The 20,192-nt window shown below is 63.9% G+C and carries 14 protein-coding genes and 2 tRNA genes; 4 read left to right on the plus strand and 12 right to left on the minus strand.

Annotated features, from left to right (window positions below):
* Positions 1 to 94 precede the first annotated feature (94 nt).
* The 8 genes from AC5RU9_RS00295 to AC5RU9_RS00330 all read right to left on the minus strand — a co-directional run bounded on the left by AC5RU9_RS00295 (position 95) and on the right by AC5RU9_RS00330 (position 7,702).
* Positions 95 to 167 (minus strand) — tRNA-Glu (locus AC5RU9_RS00295).
* 127 nt (positions 168 to 294) lie between these two features.
* Positions 295 to 366, minus strand: a tRNA-Gln gene (locus AC5RU9_RS00300).
* A gap of 137 nt (positions 367 to 503) precedes the next feature.
* Complete coding sequence (locus AC5RU9_RS00305) at positions 504 to 1,232, minus strand: HAD family hydrolase (protein WP_211713492.1); 729 nt, start codon at positions 1,230 to 1,232, stop codon at positions 504 to 506.
* A gap of 14 nt (positions 1,233 to 1,246) precedes the next feature.
* On the minus strand, positions 1,247 to 2,767 hold the full coding sequence (gene gltX, locus AC5RU9_RS00310; protein WP_494014916.1) for a glutamate--tRNA ligase: 1,521 nt from the start codon (positions 2,765 to 2,767) through the stop codon (positions 1,247 to 1,249).
* Between the two features lie 122 nt (positions 2,768 to 2,889).
* On the minus strand, positions 2,890 to 3,666 hold the full coding sequence (locus tag AC5RU9_RS00315) for a fumarylacetoacetate hydrolase family protein (RefSeq protein WP_211713490.1): 777 nt from the start codon (positions 3,664 to 3,666) through the stop codon (positions 2,890 to 2,892).
* Between the two features lie 23 nt (positions 3,667 to 3,689).
* Positions 3,690 to 4,568, minus strand: coding sequence for an MBL fold metallo-hydrolase (locus AC5RU9_RS00320; RefSeq protein ID WP_494014917.1), 879 nt, complete (start codon positions 4,566 to 4,568; stop codon positions 3,690 to 3,692).
* Positions 4,569 to 5,419: 851 nt separating this feature from the next.
* Positions 5,420 to 6,532, minus strand: a complete 1,113-nt coding sequence (locus AC5RU9_RS00325) for a branched-chain amino acid aminotransferase (protein ID WP_494014918.1) — start codon at positions 6,530 to 6,532, stop codon at positions 5,420 to 5,422.
* A gap of 117 nt (positions 6,533 to 6,649) precedes the next feature.
* The gene (locus AC5RU9_RS00330; protein WP_494014919.1) at positions 6,650 to 7,702 is read right to left on the minus strand and encodes a 3-isopropylmalate dehydrogenase; all 1,053 of its coding nucleotides are present in this window, start codon (positions 7,700 to 7,702) and stop codon (positions 6,650 to 6,652) included.
* 126 nt (positions 7,703 to 7,828) lie between these two features.
* On the opposite strand from AC5RU9_RS00330, the gene AC5RU9_RS00335 reads away from it, so the two are divergent.
* The 4 genes from AC5RU9_RS00335 (at position 7,829) to AC5RU9_RS00350 (ending at position 13,105) form a co-directional block, all read left to right on the plus strand.
* On the plus strand, positions 7,829 to 9,013 hold the full coding sequence (locus AC5RU9_RS00335; RefSeq protein WP_494014920.1) for a sensor histidine kinase: 1,185 nt from the start codon (positions 7,829 to 7,831) through the stop codon (positions 9,011 to 9,013).
* Positions 9,014 to 9,016: 3 nt separating this feature from the next.
* Positions 9,017 to 9,730, plus strand: coding sequence for a response regulator (locus tag AC5RU9_RS00340; protein ID WP_494014921.1), 714 nt, complete (start codon positions 9,017 to 9,019; stop codon positions 9,728 to 9,730).
* Between the two features lie 108 nt (positions 9,731 to 9,838).
* The gene (locus AC5RU9_RS00345; RefSeq protein WP_494014922.1) at positions 9,839 to 10,633 is read left to right on the plus strand and encodes an ABC transporter ATP-binding protein; all 795 of its coding nucleotides are present in this window, start codon (positions 9,839 to 9,841) and stop codon (positions 10,631 to 10,633) included.
* Between the two features lie 3 nt (positions 10,634 to 10,636).
* Positions 10,637 to 13,105: an ABC transporter permease gene (locus AC5RU9_RS00350; protein WP_494014923.1), complete on the plus strand. Its 2,469-nt coding sequence runs from the start codon at positions 10,637 to 10,639 to the stop codon at positions 13,103 to 13,105.
* Between the two features lie 112 nt (positions 13,106 to 13,217).
* Here the strand turns inward: AC5RU9_RS00350 and metG are convergent, their stop codons facing one another.
* The 4 genes from metG to serA all read right to left on the minus strand — a co-directional run bounded on the left by metG (position 13,218) and on the right by serA (position 20,182).
* Positions 13,218 to 14,777: a methionine--tRNA ligase gene (metG, locus tag AC5RU9_RS00355; RefSeq protein WP_494014924.1), complete on the minus strand. Its 1,560-nt coding sequence runs from the start codon at positions 14,775 to 14,777 to the stop codon at positions 13,218 to 13,220.
* A gap of 34 nt (positions 14,778 to 14,811) precedes the next feature.
* Positions 14,812 to 15,567, minus strand: a complete 756-nt coding sequence (locus AC5RU9_RS00360; protein ID WP_211711615.1) for an ABC transporter ATP-binding protein — start codon at positions 15,565 to 15,567, stop codon at positions 14,812 to 14,814.
* The gene (locus tag AC5RU9_RS00365; RefSeq protein WP_494014925.1) at positions 15,564 to 18,374 is read right to left on the minus strand and encodes an ABC transporter permease; all 2,811 of its coding nucleotides are present in this window, start codon (positions 18,372 to 18,374) and stop codon (positions 15,564 to 15,566) included. The genes AC5RU9_RS00360 and AC5RU9_RS00365 overlap by 4 nt, the downstream gene beginning before the upstream one ends.
* Positions 18,375 to 18,586: 212 nt before the next feature.
* Positions 18,587 to 20,182, minus strand: coding sequence for a phosphoglycerate dehydrogenase (serA, locus tag AC5RU9_RS00370; protein ID WP_309994419.1), 1,596 nt, complete (start codon positions 20,180 to 20,182; stop codon positions 18,587 to 18,589).
* Positions 20,183 to 20,192 lie beyond the last annotated feature (10 nt).

Below are 20,192 nucleotides of genomic sequence, written 5' to 3' on the forward strand. Positions count from 1 at the left end.
CATCATGCCAGCCCGATCCCGGTCCAACGCACGGGGCAGGCGCCTGGGCAAAAAGAAATCCCCCGGAACCGTGAAGTTCCGGGGGATTCACCTGTGACCCCAGCGGGATTCGAACCCGCGTTACCGCCGTGAGAGGGCGGCGTACTAGGCCGCTATACGATGGGGCCTTGCACTTTTTGTCACCGTTTCCGGCGATCAAGCTGAATGAGTATTTCATACTTTCAGCTCCGCTCCAAATCGCTTCAGCGAAGTGGAAGTTCCGATTTTCCGGCGTATTTACGCGGATTTTCAGAGCTGGGATACCAGGACTCGAACCTAGAATGACGGTACCAGAAACCGTAGTGTTGCCAATTACACCATATCCCAAAGTGACTTTCGGACCGGAGTTCCCCGCCGCGGTTTCCCTTGGCTTTTCCCTCCGTGCCCCTCAGCACGAGTAATGACTCTACCGGAGTCTCGCCACCTGCACAAATCGTAAAGCCGTTACCTGCATCACACGGAGTTCAGGCCGCCGTCGGGGCCTTCATCAGCAACCGGGACAGGGAATCCACCTGTCGTCCGGTGAACTCCTCCACCACTTCCCCGGTCCTGTTCAACCACACGCCAACCAGTCCCGCCGCGGTTGCTCCGTCCGCATCAAGGAGCCGGTTATCGCCAACATAGAGGGTTTCCCCGGGAGCAGTCCCCAGGAGGCGCACACCTTCGAGGTAGATGGCGGGATCCGGCTTGGGCACGCCCACAGTGTCCGTACCCACCAGGGTCGCGATCCTCGCCAAGCCGGCGCCGTCCAACTTGGCGCGTTGGTAGTCATGCACGTTGTTGCTGACCGCACCGTAGGGAATCCCCGCTGCGTCCAGGGCATCCAGGACTTCCTCAACGTCGTCAAAAGCCCGTACGTACGCCGTTTGGCGCTGGTGATACTCGGCTACCCACGCCTGGGACTCCTCGCCGTCGCCCAACTCCACGCCAAAATGGCCCAGGGCGGCCCTGCCACGAAGCAGCCGCTGCTCGTTGAACGTCAGTTCCCCGGCCAGGTAGCGGTCATAGAAATGCGTGGTCTCGTGCGTGAAGATGCGGCCGAACTTCACCCACCCGGCCTGATCCAGGCCGGGCAGGAGATGTTCACTGACATCACGCAACGCGGTGGTCATGGCGTACTCAAGGTCCACCAGGGTGTCATCGATGTCGAACAGGACACCGCGGATAGTGCCAAAAGTGCTTGCGATCGCCATGACGTGGGCCTTTGCTAGCCGCGGAAAGCGCGGACGCGGGCCAGCGAGGAATCCTTGCCGAGGATCACCATGGACTCGAACAACGGAGGGGAAATGCGACGGCCGGAGATGGCCGTGCGCACAGGACCGAACGCGGCGCGGGGCTTGATGCCGAGGTCCTCGACCAGCGCCTGCTTGAGCGCAGTCTGGATGTTCTCGGCAGTCCAGTCCGTGATCGGCTCCAAGGCTGCCAGGGCTGCGTCGAGGACTTCCTCAATGTTCTGCGGGAGACCCTTGCGGGCATCGTCCGCGACGTCGATGGCGTCATCGGCCTTGAACAGGAACGCCAGCATTTCCGGAGCCTCGCCCAGAAGGGTGATGCGTTCCTGGACCAGCGGAGCTGCCTCTGCGAGGATCTCCTCCTGCCGGGGGGTGAGGATTTCACCGACGAAGCCGGCGGCCCGGAGGTAGGGAACCAGCCGCTCCTTGAAGTCCTCCGGCGCAAGCATCCGGACGTGGGTTCCATTGATGGCTTCGGCCTTCTTGATGTCGAAGCGTGCCGGGTTGCCCAGGACGTCATGGATGTCGAAGTTGGCCACGAGCTGCTCCACCGTGAAGATGTCCTCATCCGCGCTCAGGGACCAGCCGAGCAGCGACAAGTAGTTGAGCAGGCCCTCCGGGATGAAGCCACGCTCGCGGTGCAGGAACAGGCTTGACTCGGGATCGCGCTTGGAGAGCTTCTTGTTGCCCTGGCCCATGACGTACGGCAGGTGCCCGAACTCAGGCATGTACTCGGCCACCCCAATGGCGTAGAGCGCCCGGTACAGCGCAATCTGGCGCGGGGTGGAACTCAGCAAGTCCTCGCCGCGCAGGACGTGGGTGATCCCCATCAGGGCATCGTCCACCGGGTTGACCAGGGTGTACAGCGGGGCGCCGTTGGCGCGGACCACTGCGAAGTCAGGGACGGAGCCGGCCTTGAAAGTGATTTCCCCGCGGACGAGGTCGTTGAAGGTCAGGTCTTCGTCCGGCATGCGAAGGCGCAGCACAGCCTCCCGGCCTTCAGCCTTGAACTGCGCGAGCTGCTCCTCCGTCAGGTGGCGGTCAAAGCCGTCGTAGCCGAGCTTGGGATCGCGGCCGGCTGCCTTGTGGCGGGCCTCGATCTCATCAGGGGTGGAATACGACTCGTAGACGTGTCCCCCGGCCTTGAGCTTGGCGATGACGTCCTGGTAAATGTCGCCGCGCTGCGACTGCCGGTACGGTTCGTGCGGTCCGCCGACCTCAACGCCTTCATCCCAGTTGATGCCGAGCCACTTGAGGGCGTCCAGCAACTGGTGGTAGCTCTCCTCGCTGTCGCGGGCAGAGTCGGTATCCTCGATGCGGAAGATCAGCTTGCCACCGGTGTGGCGTGCGTAGGCCCAGTTGAACAGGGCCGTTCGGATCAGCCCAACGTGCGGCGTTCCCGTCGGAGACGGGCAGAAGCGGACGCGGACCGGAGTCTCGGCGTTGACGGCAGGGATGGCGCTGGGGGCAGCGTTCGACGCAGAAGCAGTAGTCATAGTGGTTCCAACTTTACCGCTTGACACCGCCTCGGTTTCCCGGCCGTAAACGCTCGACGGCGGCACTCGCCTTTCGCACGAAAGGTGGGTGCCGCCGTCGAGGTTTGGCTGTGGCTGGATGCCTAGCGGCGGACCACCGGGTTGGAGAGCCGGCCGATGCCTTCGATTTCCACTTCGAAACGGTCGCCTTCGCTGACCAGGCCGACCCCTGCCGGGGTGCCTGTCATGATGACGTCTCCGGGAAGGAGCGTGAACGCGTGCGAGACGATCGAGACGAGCTCGCGTACGCCACGGATCATCTGGTTGGTGCTGCCGTCCTGGCGGAGTTCACCGTTCAGCCGGCCCTGGATGGCCAGGTCTTCGTGATCCAGGTCAGTCTCGATCCACGGCCCAAGCGGCGCGGACGTGTCGAAGCCCTTGGCTCGCGCCCACTGGAGGTCCGTTTTCTGGACATCGCGGGCCGTGAGGTCGTTGCCGCAGGTGTAGCCGAAAATGACATCGTCCGCACGCTCTTCCGGAACGTCCTTGCAGATGCGGCCGATGACAACACACAGCTCGGCTTCGAAGGAAACCTCCTCCGAGAACTCAGGAAGGATGATGGGGTCATTCGGGCCGATCACCGAAGTGTTGGGCTTGAGGAACAGCAGTGGCTGCTGGGGAACTTCGTTGCCCAGTTCCGCGGCATGCTCAGCGAAGTTCCGGCCAACACCGATCACCTTGCTGCGCGGAATGATCGGAGCGAGGAGCCGAACGTCCTCGAGCTTGTGCTTCACGTGGGTACGTTCGACGCCATTGAAGAAGGGGTCGCCGTTGATGACAGTGATTTCCTCACTGCCGGCCTCGCCTTCAACAACGCCGTAAAGGGGATCAGAATCAACTACAAACCGGGCGATACGCATGGGCTCAAGCCTACCGTTACGGTTCAGCTTCGCAGGTAATCCAACTGGGCCGCCACGGATGTCTCGGCCGCCCACCTGACGGAAGGGTCGACGTCGGGATAGACGGCGTCGGTGACTGCCGCGATGGACGCGTCCTGGCCAAGGCGGTCAAGGGCTGTCCTGATCTGGTCCAGTCGCTGCTCACGGTGGTCGCGATACTCCCGGCACTTTACGTCCAGGGCAGGGAGCACCGGACCGTGGGCCGGCAGCAGGGTTGCGGGCCCGAGTGCCTCCAGCCGGTCCAAGCTTGCGAGGTAGTCCCCCAGCTTGCCATCCGGATAGTCCAGCACGGTGGTCCCACGGCCAAGGATGGTGTCGCCGGTGAGGACCGAACCCGTGGGGCCATCGCCTGGCAGGTGGAAGCAGACGGAATCGGAGGTGTGGCCGGGGGTGGCAACCACGCGGATTTCAACATCGCCCACATTGAGGACTTCGCCATCGTGGAGGGGCTCGCCGCCGTGGCAGTATTCGGCCAAGGCGGCCCGGACAGGAGCACCGGTCAGAGCGTGGAAACGAGCCGATGCCTCCGTGTGGTCCGCGTGCCGGTGCGTGATCAGTACGACGTCCACCCGTCCGGTCGCGGCAAGCTCGGCCAGGTGCTGCTCATCCTCGGGTCCAGGGTCCACCACAGCAATGCGGCCGGAACCGGGCGCACCGATGACGTAGGAGTTGGTGCCGTTCAAGCTCATCGGCCCCGGGTTGGGGGCGAGCCGGAAACGCGTCAACTCGCTGCTGCGCTGCAGGGAAGAAGAGCCGCCGCCACTGTGTGCGCTGCCCGCGGACGGGTTGCCTGAGGATGCGTTGCCAGAAGTCGAACTGTTGGAAGGTGAGTTGCCGGAAGTCGCCATTGATTCAGAAGTCACTCCCCCATCTTGGCACTTCCCGATCCTCTCTCACATCCCACCCCCTTTCAGCCAACCCTCTCTCACATCCCACCCCCTACCACCCAACCCTCACTCACATCCCACCCCCTACCAACCAACCCTCACTCACATCCCACCCCCTACCAACCAACCCTCACTCACATCCCACCCCCTACCAACCAACCCTCACTCACATCCCACCCCCTACCAGCCAACCCTCACTCACATCCCACCCCCTACCAGCCAATCTCCGTCACTGGTCCGACATCCGAAGTATGCTCGACGGCGATATCCGGCGCCTTCGGTTCGTGGCCACTTTGGACTCTTGTACGCAGAACGTGAGAGAGCGCCCCAGGCAAACGGGTGGGACGTGAGAGAGCATCCAAGGGAAACGGCCGGGACGTGAGAGAGCATCCACGGCAAACGGGTGGAACGCGAGAGAGCATCCGGGGGAAACCGGTGGGACCTGAGAGAGCGTCAAAGGCAAACGGCCGGGACGTGAGAGAGCATCCGGGGGAAACAGTTGGAACGTGAGAGAGCATCCAAGGCAAACGGGTGGAACGTGAGAGAGCATCCAAGGCAAACGGGTGGGACCTGAGAGAGCGCCCAAGGCAAACGGGTGGAATGTGAGAGAGCATCCTAGGGAAACAGTTGGAACGTGAGAGAGCGTCCGAGGGAAGCGGGTGGGACATGAGGGAGCGCCCAAGGCAAACGGGTGGGACGTGAGAGAGCGCCCAAGGCAAACGGGTGGAACGTGAGAGAGCGTCCGGGAAGCAGGACGGCGGCCCTTCCGCTTGATAACCAAGGGAAGGGCCGCCGTCGTGCGGTGGTATTTCGGGACGTTCGGAAGGCTAGACCAGGCGGGTGAGCCAGCCGTGGGTGTCCTCGACGGTTCCGGTCTGGATGCCCAGGAGTTGCTGGCGGATGGCCATGGTGGTGTCGCCGGCCTTCGCGTCTTCGGAGCCGATGAACTCGGTTGCGTCCTTGAGGACACCGATCGGCGTGATCACAGCAGCGGTACCGCAGGCGAACACCTCGGTGATCTCACCGGAGGCGACGCCGTCGCGCCATTCGTCCAGGGTGATCTTGCGCTCGCTGACTTCGCGACCCATGTCCTTTGCCACCTGGATGACGGACATGCGGGTGACGCCTTCAAGGATGGTGCCGCTCAGGGCAGGGGTGACGAGGGAGCCGTCCTTCATGACGAAGAAGACGTTCATGCCGCCGAGTTCTTCCACGGCATCGTCGTTGAAGTGATCCAGGAAGAGGACCTGCTTGCAGCCGTTCGCTTCAGCTTCCTGCTGTGCAATCAGGGAAGCCGCGTAGTTGCCGCCGCACTTGGCTGCGCCGGTACCGCCGCGGCCGGCGCGGGCGTATTCGCGGGAGATCCAGATGGAGACCGGCTTGAGCTCGCCACCGAAGTAGTTACCGGCGGGTGAAGCAATGACGCGGAAGGACACCTCGCGGGCAGCACGAACGCCAAGGAAAGCCTCGGTGGCGATCATGAACGGACGCAGGTAAAGGGCTTCGCCGTCGCCCGACGGAACCCATTCCTGGTCGGCCTGGACGAGTTCACGGATGGCACCGAGGAAGTATTCCTCCGGCAGTTCCGGAAGGGCGAGCCGGCGGGCAGACTTGTTGAGGCGGGCGGCGTTGGCCTCCGGACGGAAAGTCCAGACAGAACCGTCAGCGTGGCGGTAGGCCTTGAGGCCCTCGAAGATCTCCTGGCCGTAGTGCAGGACCGCAGCCGACGGGTCAAGGGAAATCGGTCCGTAGGGCTCGATCCGGGCGTTCTGCCAACCGCCATTGCCATCGGCGTCGACTTTGTAGTCGACGACGGCGGTGTGGTCGGTGAAGTAGTCGCCAAATCCCGGGTTCGCCAGGATGGCTGCACGCTCCTCAGCAGACTTCGGTGTTTCCGAAAGCTGCTGGCTGAATTCGACGCCATGGGCAGTCTGAGTCATGTTTCCTCCACAGTCAGCTACCTGGCAGGGCGAACGCGGCCCCGAAGGGTGGGGTTCAGCGATGGACCAGGGAAGCAGGTAAATAATTCAAGACAAGCTTACGCCTGAGATTTGGGCCTAAAGTGCGGCCGCAATGGCGTCGCCAATGGCAGCTGTGCTGCGCGGCTCGCCGGTGCGGCTTTCGACGTCGGCGACTACTGCCGCTTCGATCTTGCGGGCCGCCGTGGTGTAGCCAAGGTGGTCCAGAAGGAGCACTGCGGAGAGGATGGCCGCGGTGGGGTCGGCTTTCTGCTGTCCGGCGATATCCGGAGCGGAGCCGTGGACGGGTTCGAACATGGACGGTGCTGTGCGGTCCATGTTGATGTTGCCCGATGCCGCCAGACCAATGCCGCCGGTGACGGCAGCGGCGAGGTCGGTGAGGATGTCGCCGAAGAGGTTGTCGGTGACGATGACGTCGAAGCGGGAGGGCTCGGTCACCATGAAGATGGTGGCGGCGTCAATGTGCAGGTAGTCGTGGGTGACCTCGGGGAATTCCTTGGCCACTGCCTCGACGGTCCGCTTCCACAAATGCCCGGCGAAGACGAGCACGTTGTGCTTGTGGACGAGAGTGACGTGCTTGCGCGGACGCTCGCTGGCGCGGCGGAAGGCATCGCGGACAACACGCTCGACGCCGTGTGCCGTGTTGAGGGAGACCTCGGTGGCAACTTCGTGCGGAGTGCCGCCTCGCAAGGTTCCACCGTTGCCCACGTAGGGACCCTCGGTACCTTCGCGGACCACGATGAAGTCGATCGTTCCGGGGTTGGCCAGGGGGCTGCCGACGGTTCCGTACAGCCGGGATGGGCGCAGGTTCACGTAGTGGTCAAGGGTGAAGCGGAGCTTGAGGAGCATCTCGCGTTCGATGATGCCCGACGGGATGCGGGTATCGCCGGGTGCAGCGCCCACGGCCCCGAAAAGGATGGCATCACGGGTGCGCAGGTCTGCCAGGACCTCGTCGGGAAGGGTCTCGCCGGTCTCAAGCCAGTGCTGGGCACCGAGCTTGTAGTTGGTCAGCTCAAGGGAGACGCCTTCGGCGGCGACGGCCTTTTCCAGGACCTTGACGGCTTCGGCGATGACCTCTGGGCCAATGCCGTCGCCAGGGATGACAGCGAGATTGATGGACGTTGCACTCATACGTCTATCTAGCCAAGCAATCCACATGCTGGTCAAAATCGTCTCACTCTGCGAACAGAGTGTCGGCCCAGGGTTAAGACCACGGCATGATGCCCGGACGGTCCGGCTCCGCATAGAGTCGTATGCGTGGATAGCAGGCATGCAATATACGAATGGTTCCGGGTCAACCGCTTCAAAGTGGACCTTACGGCTACGTGCCTCCTGATCCTGCTCTTTGGGCCGGTGTATCTCCTTGCCGGGCACCCGTGGCTCGCCCTCCTTTCCTGCAGCCTGCTGTTACCCCTTGCTTGGCGACGCACCCGGCCCGCCATGGCCGCCGTCGTCGTTATCCTTGTGTGCCTGGTCCAGTGGGCGGTGGGTGCGGAACCCGTGGCGGGCCAGATCGCAGTTCCACTCGTCATTTACGCCACCGCCGCTTACGGACCGGCCTGGGCAAGCCGGACAGTATTGCTCGCAGGGATGCTTGGCGGCATCATGCTGACCACACGCGAGTTCTCCAGCAGTGCCGAGTCGGGCATCATGGGCCTCACCATCGGGGCCCTCTATACGGTGCTGATTTGGATGCTGGTGCTGGTGAGTTGGACGTTGGGAGACCTCACCCGCGTCCGACGGCTCCAGCTCCAGGCATTGGAGGACCGCACGCGGCGCCTTGAAGTAGAACAGCAGCAGGAGCGCCAGTTGGCAGCAGCTGACGAACGATCCCATATCGCGCGGGAAATGCACGACATCGTGGCCCACTCGTTGTCCGTGATCATTACCCAGGCAGACGGCGCACGGTACGCAGCCGCAGCGAAGCCCGAACTCGCCACCGAAGCGCTGGCCACCATTGCCGCCACAGGCAGGGATTCCCTGGCCGAAATGCGACGGCTGTTGGGCGTCCTCCGCTCCGACGACGACTCCCCCACCCGCCCGCAACCCCGGCTTTCCGACCTGGATGAGCTCCTTTTGGGTTTCCGCGCCGCGACGCTGCAGGTTGCCTTCGACCAAAGCGGTGTCCCCCGCAGGGCGCTTCCCGCCGGGGCGGAGCTGACCGCCTACCGCATCATCCAGGAGGCACTGACCAACGTCATCAAGCATGCGGGCCCCAAGGCCAGCGCACGGGTGATGCTCGCCTGGCAAGGCCGGGGCCTGCAGCTGGACATCGTCGACGACGGCCGGGGAGCCTCCGCTGATCCGCCGGCGGCAGGTGGCGGCAACGGCCTGCGAGGCATGGGCGAGCGCGTGTCCCTCTACGATGGTTCCTTGACCGCAGGCCCGGAACAGGGCGGTGGTTTCCGCGTGTCCGCATTCATCCCCTATTCGGAGGCCTAACCCATGTCCGACGTTCCTGCGCCCATTCGGGTTGCCCTGGTGGACGACCAACACCTGGTCCGCTCGGGATTTGGCATGCTGATCAACTCCCAGCCGGATCTCGAAGTCGTGGCCGAGGCGGCGAACGGCATCGAGGCCGTCCAGGCCTTGAGCGCCACAGCGGCCGACGTCGTCCTCATGGATGTCCGCATGCCCGGGATGGACGGCATCGAAGCAACCCGGCGCATCCTGGAGCAGGCAGCAAGCCAACCCGCGGGCTCGCAGCGCGCAGAGGTCAAGATCGTTGTCCTGACCACCTTTGACCTGGATGAGTATGCCCTGGCGGCCATCCAGGCGGGCGCGAGCGGGTTCCTGCTCAAGGACGCCCCGCCCGAAGAGCTCCTGGAAGCGATCCGCACCGTTTACCGTGGCGACGCTGTGATCGCACCGTCCACCACCCGTCGCTTGCTGGACCATGTGGCGCCGCTCCTGAGGACCCAGACGCCCGAGCAGAGCCAGCACGCTGCGGCCGTCGAGAGCCTCACTGCCCGCGAGCGCGAAGTGTTCCAACTGATCGCCCAGGGGCAGTCGAACCCGGAGATCGCAGCGGGGTTGTTCTTATCCGAAGCCACTGTGAAAACCCATGTGGGTCACATCCTGGCCAAGCTCGGCGCCAGGGACCGCGTCCAGGTCGTGGTCATCGCTTACGAGACAGGCGTGGTTGCGCCGGGGGCTTAGCCTCATCCCGGGTTCCTGCCGGGCTCAGACCACGGTATGAGTTGACGTGCCCGGGAATCGGTCCCCGGCCCGATCCGGCCGGGGTGCACCGAACCCTAGCGTGGAAGCATGACAACATTCACGCCTCTCCCCCACCCTTCAGGAACCAACCGGCCCGAGGGATCGGACGCTGCCCAGGCCCGTCCCGCCGTCGAAGCTTTCGAGCTGACCAAAAGCTACGGGCGCGCCGATACGAGCGTTACAGCCCTGGACCGGGTGTCGGTGAGTTTCGATGCAGGGAAGTTCACGGCCATCATGGGACCCTCGGGTTCGGGCAAGTCCACCCTTATGCATTGCCTGGCAGGCCTGGACTCGGCGGATTCCGGCCGCATCGTGCTGGGCGGCACGGAGTTGACCGGTCTCAACGACCGGCAGCTCACCGCACTGAGGCGTGAAAGGATCGGCTTTGTCTTCCAGGCTTTCAACTTGGTGCCCACGCTCACGGCAGAGCAGAACATCACGCTTCCACTCGCGTTGGCGGGCACAACGGCCGACGCCGGGTGGCTGGATACCGTTGTCAGCACGCTTGGCCTGAAGGATCGCCTGAAGCACCGTCCACATGAGCTCTCCGGAGGCCAGCAGCAGCGCGTGGCAGTAGCCCGGGCGCTGTTGACCCGTCCCGACGTCGTCTTCGGTGACGAACCTACCGGCAACCTGGACTCGAAGGCCGGCGGCGAAGTTCTTGCTTTGCTTCGCCGGAGCAGCCAGGAAATGGGCCAGACCATCATCATGGTCACCCACGATCCCGTGGCCGCAAGCTACGCGGACCGGGTGGTGCTGATGAGCGACGGTGGCCTGGTGGGAGAAATCCACGACCCCACAGCAGATTCCGTCCTGGCCGCCCTTGGCAAGCTGGGGGCGTAAGGCATGTTGCGTGTTGCACTGTCCCAACTGACGACGCACTACCGGCGGTTCGTGGCGATCGGACTTGCCGTGATGTTGTCGGTGATGTTCCTCGCTGCCACCCTCATGGTGGGCGCAAGCACCAATGCCTCCTTGGGTGCGAGTATTGGCGAGGCCTACCGTAAAGCGGATCTCGTGGCGACGTCCAAGAACGGCGAACCGTTCACCCAGGCTGCAGTGGATGCTGCTGTTTCTTCACCTGCTGTGGCAGACAGCTACGCGGAGCGGTCCACGTATGTGACCTTCCAGGCCGGCGGAGGTGAGCAATTCGGCCGCCTTCGGAATGCAGCCCCAGCCTCCTTGGAGGGCGCTGTCCTCTCCTCCGGTTCCATGCCTTCGCAGGCTCTGGAAGCTGCTGTTGATGTCAAGACTGCAGGGCATCTGGGGCTTACCGTCGGCAGCACGCTTGAGTTGCACGGGGCGGGCCCGGTCAAGAACGCGAAGGTGACCATTACGGGGCTGATCCAGGCCACGAATGATCCTTTCTCGTCCTCGGCAGCCCAGTTGCTTGCCTCCGAGACGGTGCTCAACGCTGTGCAGGACGCCGGGGCCGGGTATACGGGTCTGCAGTTCGCACTCAAACCCGGGGAGGACGTGTCCGCGGCGAAGGACTACATCTCCCACAGGATGGAAGCTGCCGGGGCGGTGTCGCCTGTCGTCGAAACGGCCCAGGAGAAGGTCACCTCGACAGTCGCCATGCTCAGTGCCGGACAGGACCAGTTGACGGTGGTCCTGCTCGCCTTCGCTGGAGTGGCCATCCTCGTATCCACCCTGGTAGTGGCCAACACTTTCTCGGTCCTGGTAGCTCAACGGACACGGGAACTGGCACTGCTGCGCTGCCTGGGCGCCGGGCGTTCCCAGATCCGCGGGTCTGTCATGCTCGAAGCCCTCGCGGTCGGATTCGTCTCCTCGGTGCTGGGCGTCCTTGCCGCCACCGGCCTGATGACAGCCTTGATCGCCTGGGCCAAGTCCCAACCGGAGCAGGCCTTCGCGACGCTGGCGGTTCCGCCGTCGGCCATTATTGCCGGCTTGGTGGCCGGAACCCTGTTGACCGTAGTTGCGGCGTTGGTGCCCGCAAAGGCGGCGACCGCTGTGGCGCCTCTTGCCGCTTTGCGGCCCGCCGATGACGCGTCCGTCCGGAACCGGCGTGGCAAACTGCGCCTCGTCATTGGGTTGCTGGCTTTGTTGGGCGGCGCCGGCCTGCTGGCATACGGGAGCTTAAACGTGGCGCTGCCCGTTGCGTTGCTGGGTGGCGCAGCGTCGTTCGTGGGCATCCTGCTCTGCTCCTCCCTCTTCATCCCCTCGGTGGTCGCTTTGGCTGGCCGGCTCGCGGCACCGGCCGGCGTGCCCGGCAGGCTTGCCGCCGTCAATGCCACCCGCAACCCGGCGCGTACTTCGGCGACTGCTGCGGCCTTGCTGATTGGCGTGACCCTGGTGTCGCTCATGATGACCGGCGCGGCGACGTCGCGACAGGCCTTCAACGACACCCTTGCCGAGAACTACCCCGTTGACCTCTCCGCCCAGACTGCCGTGGACGGCACCGCCGACCCTTCCCAGGCAGTGGACAGGATCAAAACGCTCGACGGCGTCAGCGCTGCGGTCCTGCTGCAGGCGGTGGGAACCTTGAAGGACGAGGCTACTCCCGATGGCGGAGGGACCATCTATGCCCTCCCGGCAGCTGATGCAGGATCGGTGTTGCGGGATATCAACCTGAAGCCTTCTCCTGGCGTGGTGTACCTGCCTGAAGACTCGGTGGCCGGCCGGGCAAGCATTGGAACGACTGGCGGCGATGTTTCGCTCGAATCGAAGGTGCTGCGTACCCGGAACGTCCCTGCCTTCGTTGAAGCATCCAGCATTGCTTCGGCGGCGCTGCCGGAAACCCCGGGCATGGTGTGGGTGAAGCTGGACGACGCCGTCTCGGCGGACCGGGTTCAGGCCATCCAAAAGGAGATCGCGTCGGCCCTCGGCATACCGGAACGCACTGTCAGCGGAGCGGCGATCGAACGTGTGACGTTCAACAGCATCATCGATGTCCTCCTGCTGGTGGTCACAGGCTTGCTGGGCGTGGCTGTGGTCATTGCCTTGATCGGCGTGGCAAATACCTTGTCACTCTCGGTCCTTGAACGGACCCGCGAAAACTCGCTGCTTCGTGCCCTGGGGCTGACCAAGGGCCAACTCCGCGGGATGCTGGCTATCGAAGCCGTGCTGGTTGCGGGAGTGTCCGCCCTCCTGGGGGCCGGGATGGGCATCGTCTACGGCTGGCTCGGCGCGCAGGCCACCCTCGGCGGTGTGGCGACCGTCGTTCCCGCTGTGCCATGGCTGCAACTGCTGGCCGTCTTCGGTGTGGCCGTGGTGGCCGGGCTGCTCGCATCAGTGATTCCGGCCCGGCGTGCGGCACGGTTGTCACCTGTCGAAGGGCTTGCCACCGCCTGACGCTCCATCACCAAATAGCCCTTAAAGCGGAACGCTCCCGCATTTCCTCCGGTCCTGCCGGTGGAAATGCGGGAGCGTTCCGCTGATGGGGATGGTTCGTGGAAGAGCGCTGCTAGGCCTCGGCGGGTTCCTCGAAGCGCGGGAAGACCGGTGCAGGTGCCGGCAGTTCCGTGCGCGCGACGATCGGCGTGGCGATCGCAGCGAACTGTCGGGCCTCGCCTTCCGGCTGCCCAAGGACCTCGAGAAGCTTCGCCGACGACGACGGCATCACAGGCTGGGCGAGGATCGCTACAATCCGGACCACTTCCAAGGTGACGTAAAGGACAGTGTTCATCCGTTCGACGTCCGTTTTACGCAGCACCCAGGGGGCCTGATCGGCGAAGTAGGCATTGGTATCGCCCAGCACGGCCCAGATGGCTTCGAGGGCGCGGCTGAATTCCTGCTTGTCGAACGCCGAGCGAGCGATGTCCAACAGTTCACCGGCCCGGGCCAGCAGGGCGGTGTCCTCGTCCGTGAACGCACCGGGCGTGGGTACCATGCCCTCGCAGTTCTTCGCCACCATGGACAGCGAACGCTGAGCGAGGTTTCCGAAGTTGTTGGCGAGGTCGGAGTTCATCCGGCCCACGATCGCTTCGTGGTTGTAATTGCCGTCAGCGCCGAACGGAACTTCGCGGAGGAAAAAGTATCGGCACTGGTCCAGGCCGTACTGCGCCACGAAATCCTGCGGCGCCACCACGTTGCCCAGGGACTTGGACATCTTGACGCCGTTGTTGGTGAGGAAGCCATGGATCATGACGCGCTTCGGCAATTCCAGGCCGGCACTCATCAGGAACGCGGGCCAGTAGATGGCGTGGAACCGCGAAATGTCCTTGCCGATCACGTGGACGTCGGCCGGCCAGAATTTCCTGAACGATTCGGACTCGACGTCCGGGTACCCCACGCCAGTGAGGTAGTTGGTCAGTGCGTCCACCCAGACATACATGACGTGCTTCTCATCGCCCGGGACCGGAACACCCCAGTCAAAGGTGGTGCGGCTGATGGACAGGTCTTCGAGACCGCGCTTGACGAAGCTGATGACCTCGTTGAAACGGGACTGGGGAGCACCGAACTCCGGCTGCTCGCCGTAGAGCTCCAGGAGCTTGTCCTGGTAGTTGGAGAGCCGGAAGAAGTAGCTCTCCTCAGCCGTCCAGGTCACCAGCGTGTCTGTTTCCTTGGAGTAACGGAGGCCGTCCTCCTTGACCACCGTGTCGTCCTCGACGTAGTACGCCTCGTCGCGGACCGAATACCAGCCCTCGTACTTGGACAGGTAGATGTCGCCGTTGGCTTCCATCTTCTTCCAGATGGCCTGCGAGGCGGCGTAGTGGTCCTGGTCCGTGGTGCGGATGAAGCGGTCATGCGAGATGCCCAGATCCTGGCTCATCTGCTTGAACGCCGCAGAGTTGCGGTCCGCGAGCTGCTTGGCAGTGATGCCTTCCTTCTCCGCGGACTGCTGCATCTTGAGCCCGTGCTCGTCCGTTCCGGTCATGAAGAACACTTCATGGCCATCAAGCCGCTTGAAGCGCGCCATGGCATCTGTCGCAATGACCTCGTAGGCGTGGCCGATGTGCGGCACGCCGTTGGGGTAGCTGATTGCGGTGGTGATGTAGAACGGGGATTTCTCTGGAGACGTCACTCTAAAAAGTTACCTTTATTTCGGATGAAAGAGCTTAGTTAAGTTCGGTTAGCGTATCGCTGAGGCGGACCAACTCGTGGTCGTGGGAAGCAACCATGACGGCGATGCCGTCGCTGGTGGTGTCCTTCAGGATTCCGATAATGCGGTTGGCCGCGGCACGGTCGAGGCTGGCAGTGGGCTCATCCACCACCAGGACACGGGTGCCCAGGATCAGTGCACGAGCAATGGCCACGCGCTGGCGTTCGCCACCTGAAAGCTGGGCGGGACGGTGCCGCATTCGACGGCCCAGGCCAACCAGGTCCAAAAGGTCCTTGGCCATTTCCGTGCGCTGCTCCACTTCGCCATCGGGTACGGCGGGAAGCAGGACGTTCTCCAACGCGCTCATGCCGTCGATCAGGGCACCGCCCTGGTCTACGTAACCGATGAGGGCACGACGGCGGTCCGCGATTTCGTCGTCGCCCATCGTGTCCAGCGCCACGCCTTCCCAGAAGACCTTGCCCGACGTCGGCAGCGTAAGTCCGGCGCTGACCGTCAGGATGCTGGTCTTGCCGGAGCCGCTTCGGCCGGCGATGCAGTGCATCTCACCGGCGTGCAGCGTCAAGTTGAAGTCATCGACGACGTCGACTTCCTCGGCTCCGCCTTTGTCGCCACCGTAGTGGATGGTGACGCGGCTCAGTTCCAGGGGCGTGGCGTGGTCCGCTGCCCGCACGATCGTGTTGGCGCGGGTCTGCAGCGACTCTTCCGTGGATTCCGGGGTGGCCGCCAGCTCGGGGTTGAGGTTGTCAGTCATTTGACTACTTTCGTTGCAATCGGAATCCAGCAAATTACGGCCAGCAGACCGGCCAGTCCGGCCCAAAGGGCCGCGTAGGGGGCAAGGAGCAGACCCAGGCCCAGCGCGCCGAGGACGCCCAGGGGAAGTGCCACCGTGCCCACCAGTGCATTTTCGAAGAAGCGGACCTGTCCCAACATGTCCGGGTTCCAACCCATGGCCCGTAGCGTGCCCAGGTATTCCCGCTTGGCATGAAGCTCGAACCGGCCAGTGACAAGCGTCAAGAGCAGCCCAACCACGACGCCGAAGACGGCGAGGATCACGCTGGGCGCCGCAATGCTGGCGGCCGCGAGGCCACTCAGTGCGCTGGCACCGGCCGCGCGGGGAATGTCGATCAGCAGGGCGATCAGGGCACCTACCGCGGCGCCGAATACGCCAACAGCCACGGCCAGCGAGATCGAGTTGAACCTGTTGGTGGTGAGCTGCCTGTTCGCGAACGTCAACGGCGAGTCCACGGTGACCAGTCGTTCGTCATGCTGCGGTTCCTGGTCAACCACTACGCGGTGGCGCAGCTGTTGGGCGGCCAACAAGGCAGCTCCGACGTAGATGACCAGCATGGTCGCGGAGACGATCACGGTTGCAATGTTCCAGCTCAGGAGGCTGAGGACCACCCCGGCGACCGTCAGCGCCGCGGCGCCCACGGCGAACTCTTCCAGGACCCAGGACCGGATCCGTTTCTGGGTCCAGCCCATGGCCCGCAGAATGCCGGCTTCGCTTCTCCGCTGGCGGATGTAGCTCACGGTCGAGGCGCCGGTCAGCAGCGTGGCGCCCAACAGCGTCAGGAACAGGAGGGTGATGTTGGTCCCGGTCAGGGACCCGGAAACAGCGTCAGCAGCATCCTGGCGTACCCAAGACTGCTGGACGGTGCCCAGTGGTGACTCCTTACCGGCGTCGTCCTTGCTGTAGCCGGGAACAAAGATGTTGGCGTCTTCGCGGGCGGACCCGGCCACCACGGTGGCTTCGAGGCCGAGTTCACGGATCTGGGTGGCCAGCTTCTCAACCTCGGGCTGGGCTGTTTTCCAGTTGCCGGCCGCGTTGGCGCGGACCCGGACGGCGTCGATCACGTTGGCGTTGGAGTCGTAACCGCGGGCTGCGGCCAGGCCGTAGTAGTCCGTGATGGCGCCGGCGGACTGGCTTACCAGGCCTGTAGCGCTCAAGGAAGGCTTCAGGGCCGTGCCCTCGACGTCCTTGCCGTTGGCGTCCTTGCTCAGTGTCATCGGCGCGGGGTCGTAGCCACCCAAAGGCAGTTTGTTGACGTCACCGGCTGCGGCCTGGACGGCTGCCGGATCAAAGGTGCCGTACACCATGGGCAAAGGAGCAGCAGGCTTCTTGCCTGTTTCCAGGTCTTCCCGGTACGACCGCTCATCGACGGGCTTGCGCTGGGTCTGGTCCACAGGCGCTCCGAAGGAGGACTTCTCCGGCAAACGGTTGACGGTGACCCAGTCCCCCGGCGTAGCGCTCTTGTCTGAGGCGCCGTTGGCGGCGTCGTCGCCGTCCTTGTATTGCGGCGCAGCAGCGAAGGCGGTGCTCCACGTCGCCGGGTTGTACAAACCCTGGCTGAACGAGGCCGTGCTGCCCAGCAGTTGGCTGTGGTCGGTGGAACCGGGCCACTCCAGGGCGAACGGGGACTTGGAAACGAACGGGAGGTAATCCTTGTCCAGGGACCGGGTCACCGTTCCGACGTCCTTGACTACTTTGCCGCTCGCGTCGAGTTCCTCGATCTTGACCGAATACTGCAGGTCCAGGGAAGTGCCCGTCCGCACGATCAGCGGGATCGCCTTGGAGTCGTTCGTCAGCAGGCCGTCACGCTTGGCCTGCTGGTACTGCGTCATGAGGGGTGCCCAGTATTTGAGCTTGACGCCCAGGAAGTCCGGGCCTTCCTCCAGCTGTTTCATGCTCAGGCCCGTGGTGAAGAGGCTTTCGAAGTGGCGTCCGATGGCTCCGGCGTCGCGGGCATCTGCCGGCGGTGCCTTTTCAAGCGGCGCCAGGAAATCGCCGGCCGAGCCGAGGAGGGCCCGTTCGGCTGCGGGATCGACGGCGACGACGGACTCGGTCACCTCGGGTGCCAGGGGAAGCGCCACGGAAAGGTTGAAGAGGTTGTGCTCGGACCCGAGGGCCGGGGCGGGGAACTTGACCCCGGTCTCGCCATCAGGCCCGGCGATCCGGACGTTCGTGCCGCCGGCAGCCTGTTCCTGCACCAGGCGGCCCTTGCCCAAGGTGCCCTCGGCACTGGTCTTGAAAAGGGTCTGCTGGTTGACGCCGTCAGAGCTGGTCGCCGATGCCGTCAGGCGGTATTTCTTGGGGGTATCGGACAGCACGGATTCGGCTGCAGGCCACTTGCTTGAATCCATGGCGGAGGGGTCCCCCGCAGTTACTGCCCCGGCAAGGCCAGCGTTATATCCCAGGTAGTCCATGGCGTTGAGCCGGGGGGCTTCCAGGTTCTGGGACACGCGCGAGACCAGGCTGATGGGCGCCGCAACGGCCGTCTGGCCCATGCCGCGGATCTTCTCCAGTTGATCAAAGCTGATGCCGCCCTGACCGTTGGCGATTTCCGGCTGGATCAATGCACCGCCGTCGCCGTCTTGGGACTGGTCAGGCTTTGCCTGGACCAGGATGTCGTAGAGTCCCCGCGAGTTCTCGTCCACTGTACGGTTCAGGGCTGCCTGTGACTGGCTCTGAACTAGGACGGACAAACACATGGCGACGATCAAAATGGCCGCGGTCAGCAGCAGCACACGGCTTCTGATGAACCTTTGGACGGCGTTCATTGGGCTCCCTGAGACCTTGATTGCGGGCGCGCACACATGGTCCGGCATTTTGCGTGGAACGCAGGGGAATACCGGGCTGTATGTGCAAAAAGTTGTGGCCGGCCTGCTGCCGGGTCCGAATCCCGGACCCAGCCATTGTAAGCAGACCGGCCACTCCAGCGTGCCTAAGGGTGTGTCGCAGGCACGCGAACATCAGCTGATTCGGATCAGTCCTAGTCCTCCAGGTCCACTTCCCGGACCATGTCTGCGCCGATCCCGGCCTTGATGGCTTCAAGGACCTGCTGCGGAACGGAGCTGTCGATGGTCAGGAGCGCAAGGACCTGTCCGCCCTCGGTCTGGCGTGCAACCTGCATGCCGCCGATGTTGATGTTGTTCATGCCCAGGATGTGGCCGATGGTGCCGATGACGCCGGGACGGTCCGCGTACGCCACTACCACCAGGTGCTCGCTAATGGGGATTTCGACGTCGTAGCCGTTGACGCCCACGAGCTTCTCCACTTGCTTGGGACCTGTCAGTGTTCCGGCAACAGAGATCTGCGAACCGTCGCTGAGGGCTCCGCGGATGGTCAGGACATTGCGGTAGTCCTCAGCGTCCGGGGTGGTGATGAGGCGGGTGTTGATGCCGCGCTGCTCGGCGATGACCGGGGCGTTGACGTAGGAGACCTGTTCGGTGACCACATCAGCGAAAACGCCCTTCAGCGCAGCGAGTTCAAGCACCTTGACGTCCAGCGCAGCGATCTCGCCTGCCACCTCGACGTCGATCTGCGTGAGGGAAGCGTGGGTCAGGGCGGTGAAGATCCGGCCGAGCTTTTCGATCAGCGGGATGCCCGGACGGACGTCCGGCGCAATGACCCCACCGGCGACGTTAACGGCGTCCGGTACGAGCTCGCCGGCCAGGGCAAGGCGGACGGACTTGGCGACGGAAACGCCGGCCTTTTCCTGGGCCTCATCCGTTGATGCTCCAAGGTGCGGGGTTACCACCACGTTATCGAGCTCGAAGAACGGGAGGTCCGTGCTCGGCTCCTTGACGAAGACGTCCACGCCGGCGCCAGCAATCTGGCCTTCCTTCAGGGCGGTGTAGAGGGCTTCCTCGTCCACCAGGCCACCACGGGCAACGTTGATGACGTACGCCGATTCCTTCATCTTCGCGAACGCATCCGCTCCCAGCATCCCCACCGTCTCGGGTGTCTTGGGCATGTGGATGGTGATGAAGTCGGAGTTTTCCAACAATTCATCGAGGGTAACAAGCTTGACACCCAACTGGGCTGCGCGGGCAGACGTGATGTAGGGGTCGTACGCGAGGATTTCGGTCTCGAAGCCCTGCAGGCGGGCTGCGACCAGGGCACCGATGCGGCCCAGGCCAATGATGCCGATCTTCTTCTCGAAGAGTTCGATGCCGGTGTACTTGGAGCGCTTCCACTCGCCGTTCTTCAGCGCCGAGCTGGCCTGCGGAATGTGTCGGGCCAGGCTGAGGATGTGGCCTACGGTCAGCTCAGCTGCCGAGACGATGTTCGACGTCGGGGCGTTGACCACCATGACGCCGGCCTGCGTTGCGGACTTGATGTCCACGTTATCCAGTCCAACGCCGGCGCGGGCGATGATCTTGAGGTTCTTGGCAGCGGCGATCGCTTCGGCATCCACCTGCGTGGCCGAGCGGACCAGGATGGCGTCGACGTCGGCGATTGCGGACAGCAGCTGGGAACGGTCGGCACCGTCGGTCTGGCGGATTTCAAAGTCCGGGCCCAATGCCTCGACGGTGGCGGGCGAAAGTTCCTCGGCGAGGAGGACGACGGGTTTGCTGGCTGACACGGGGTGGCAC

It is taken from the genome of Arthrobacter sp. B0316-5-4 (assembly GCF_059090325.1).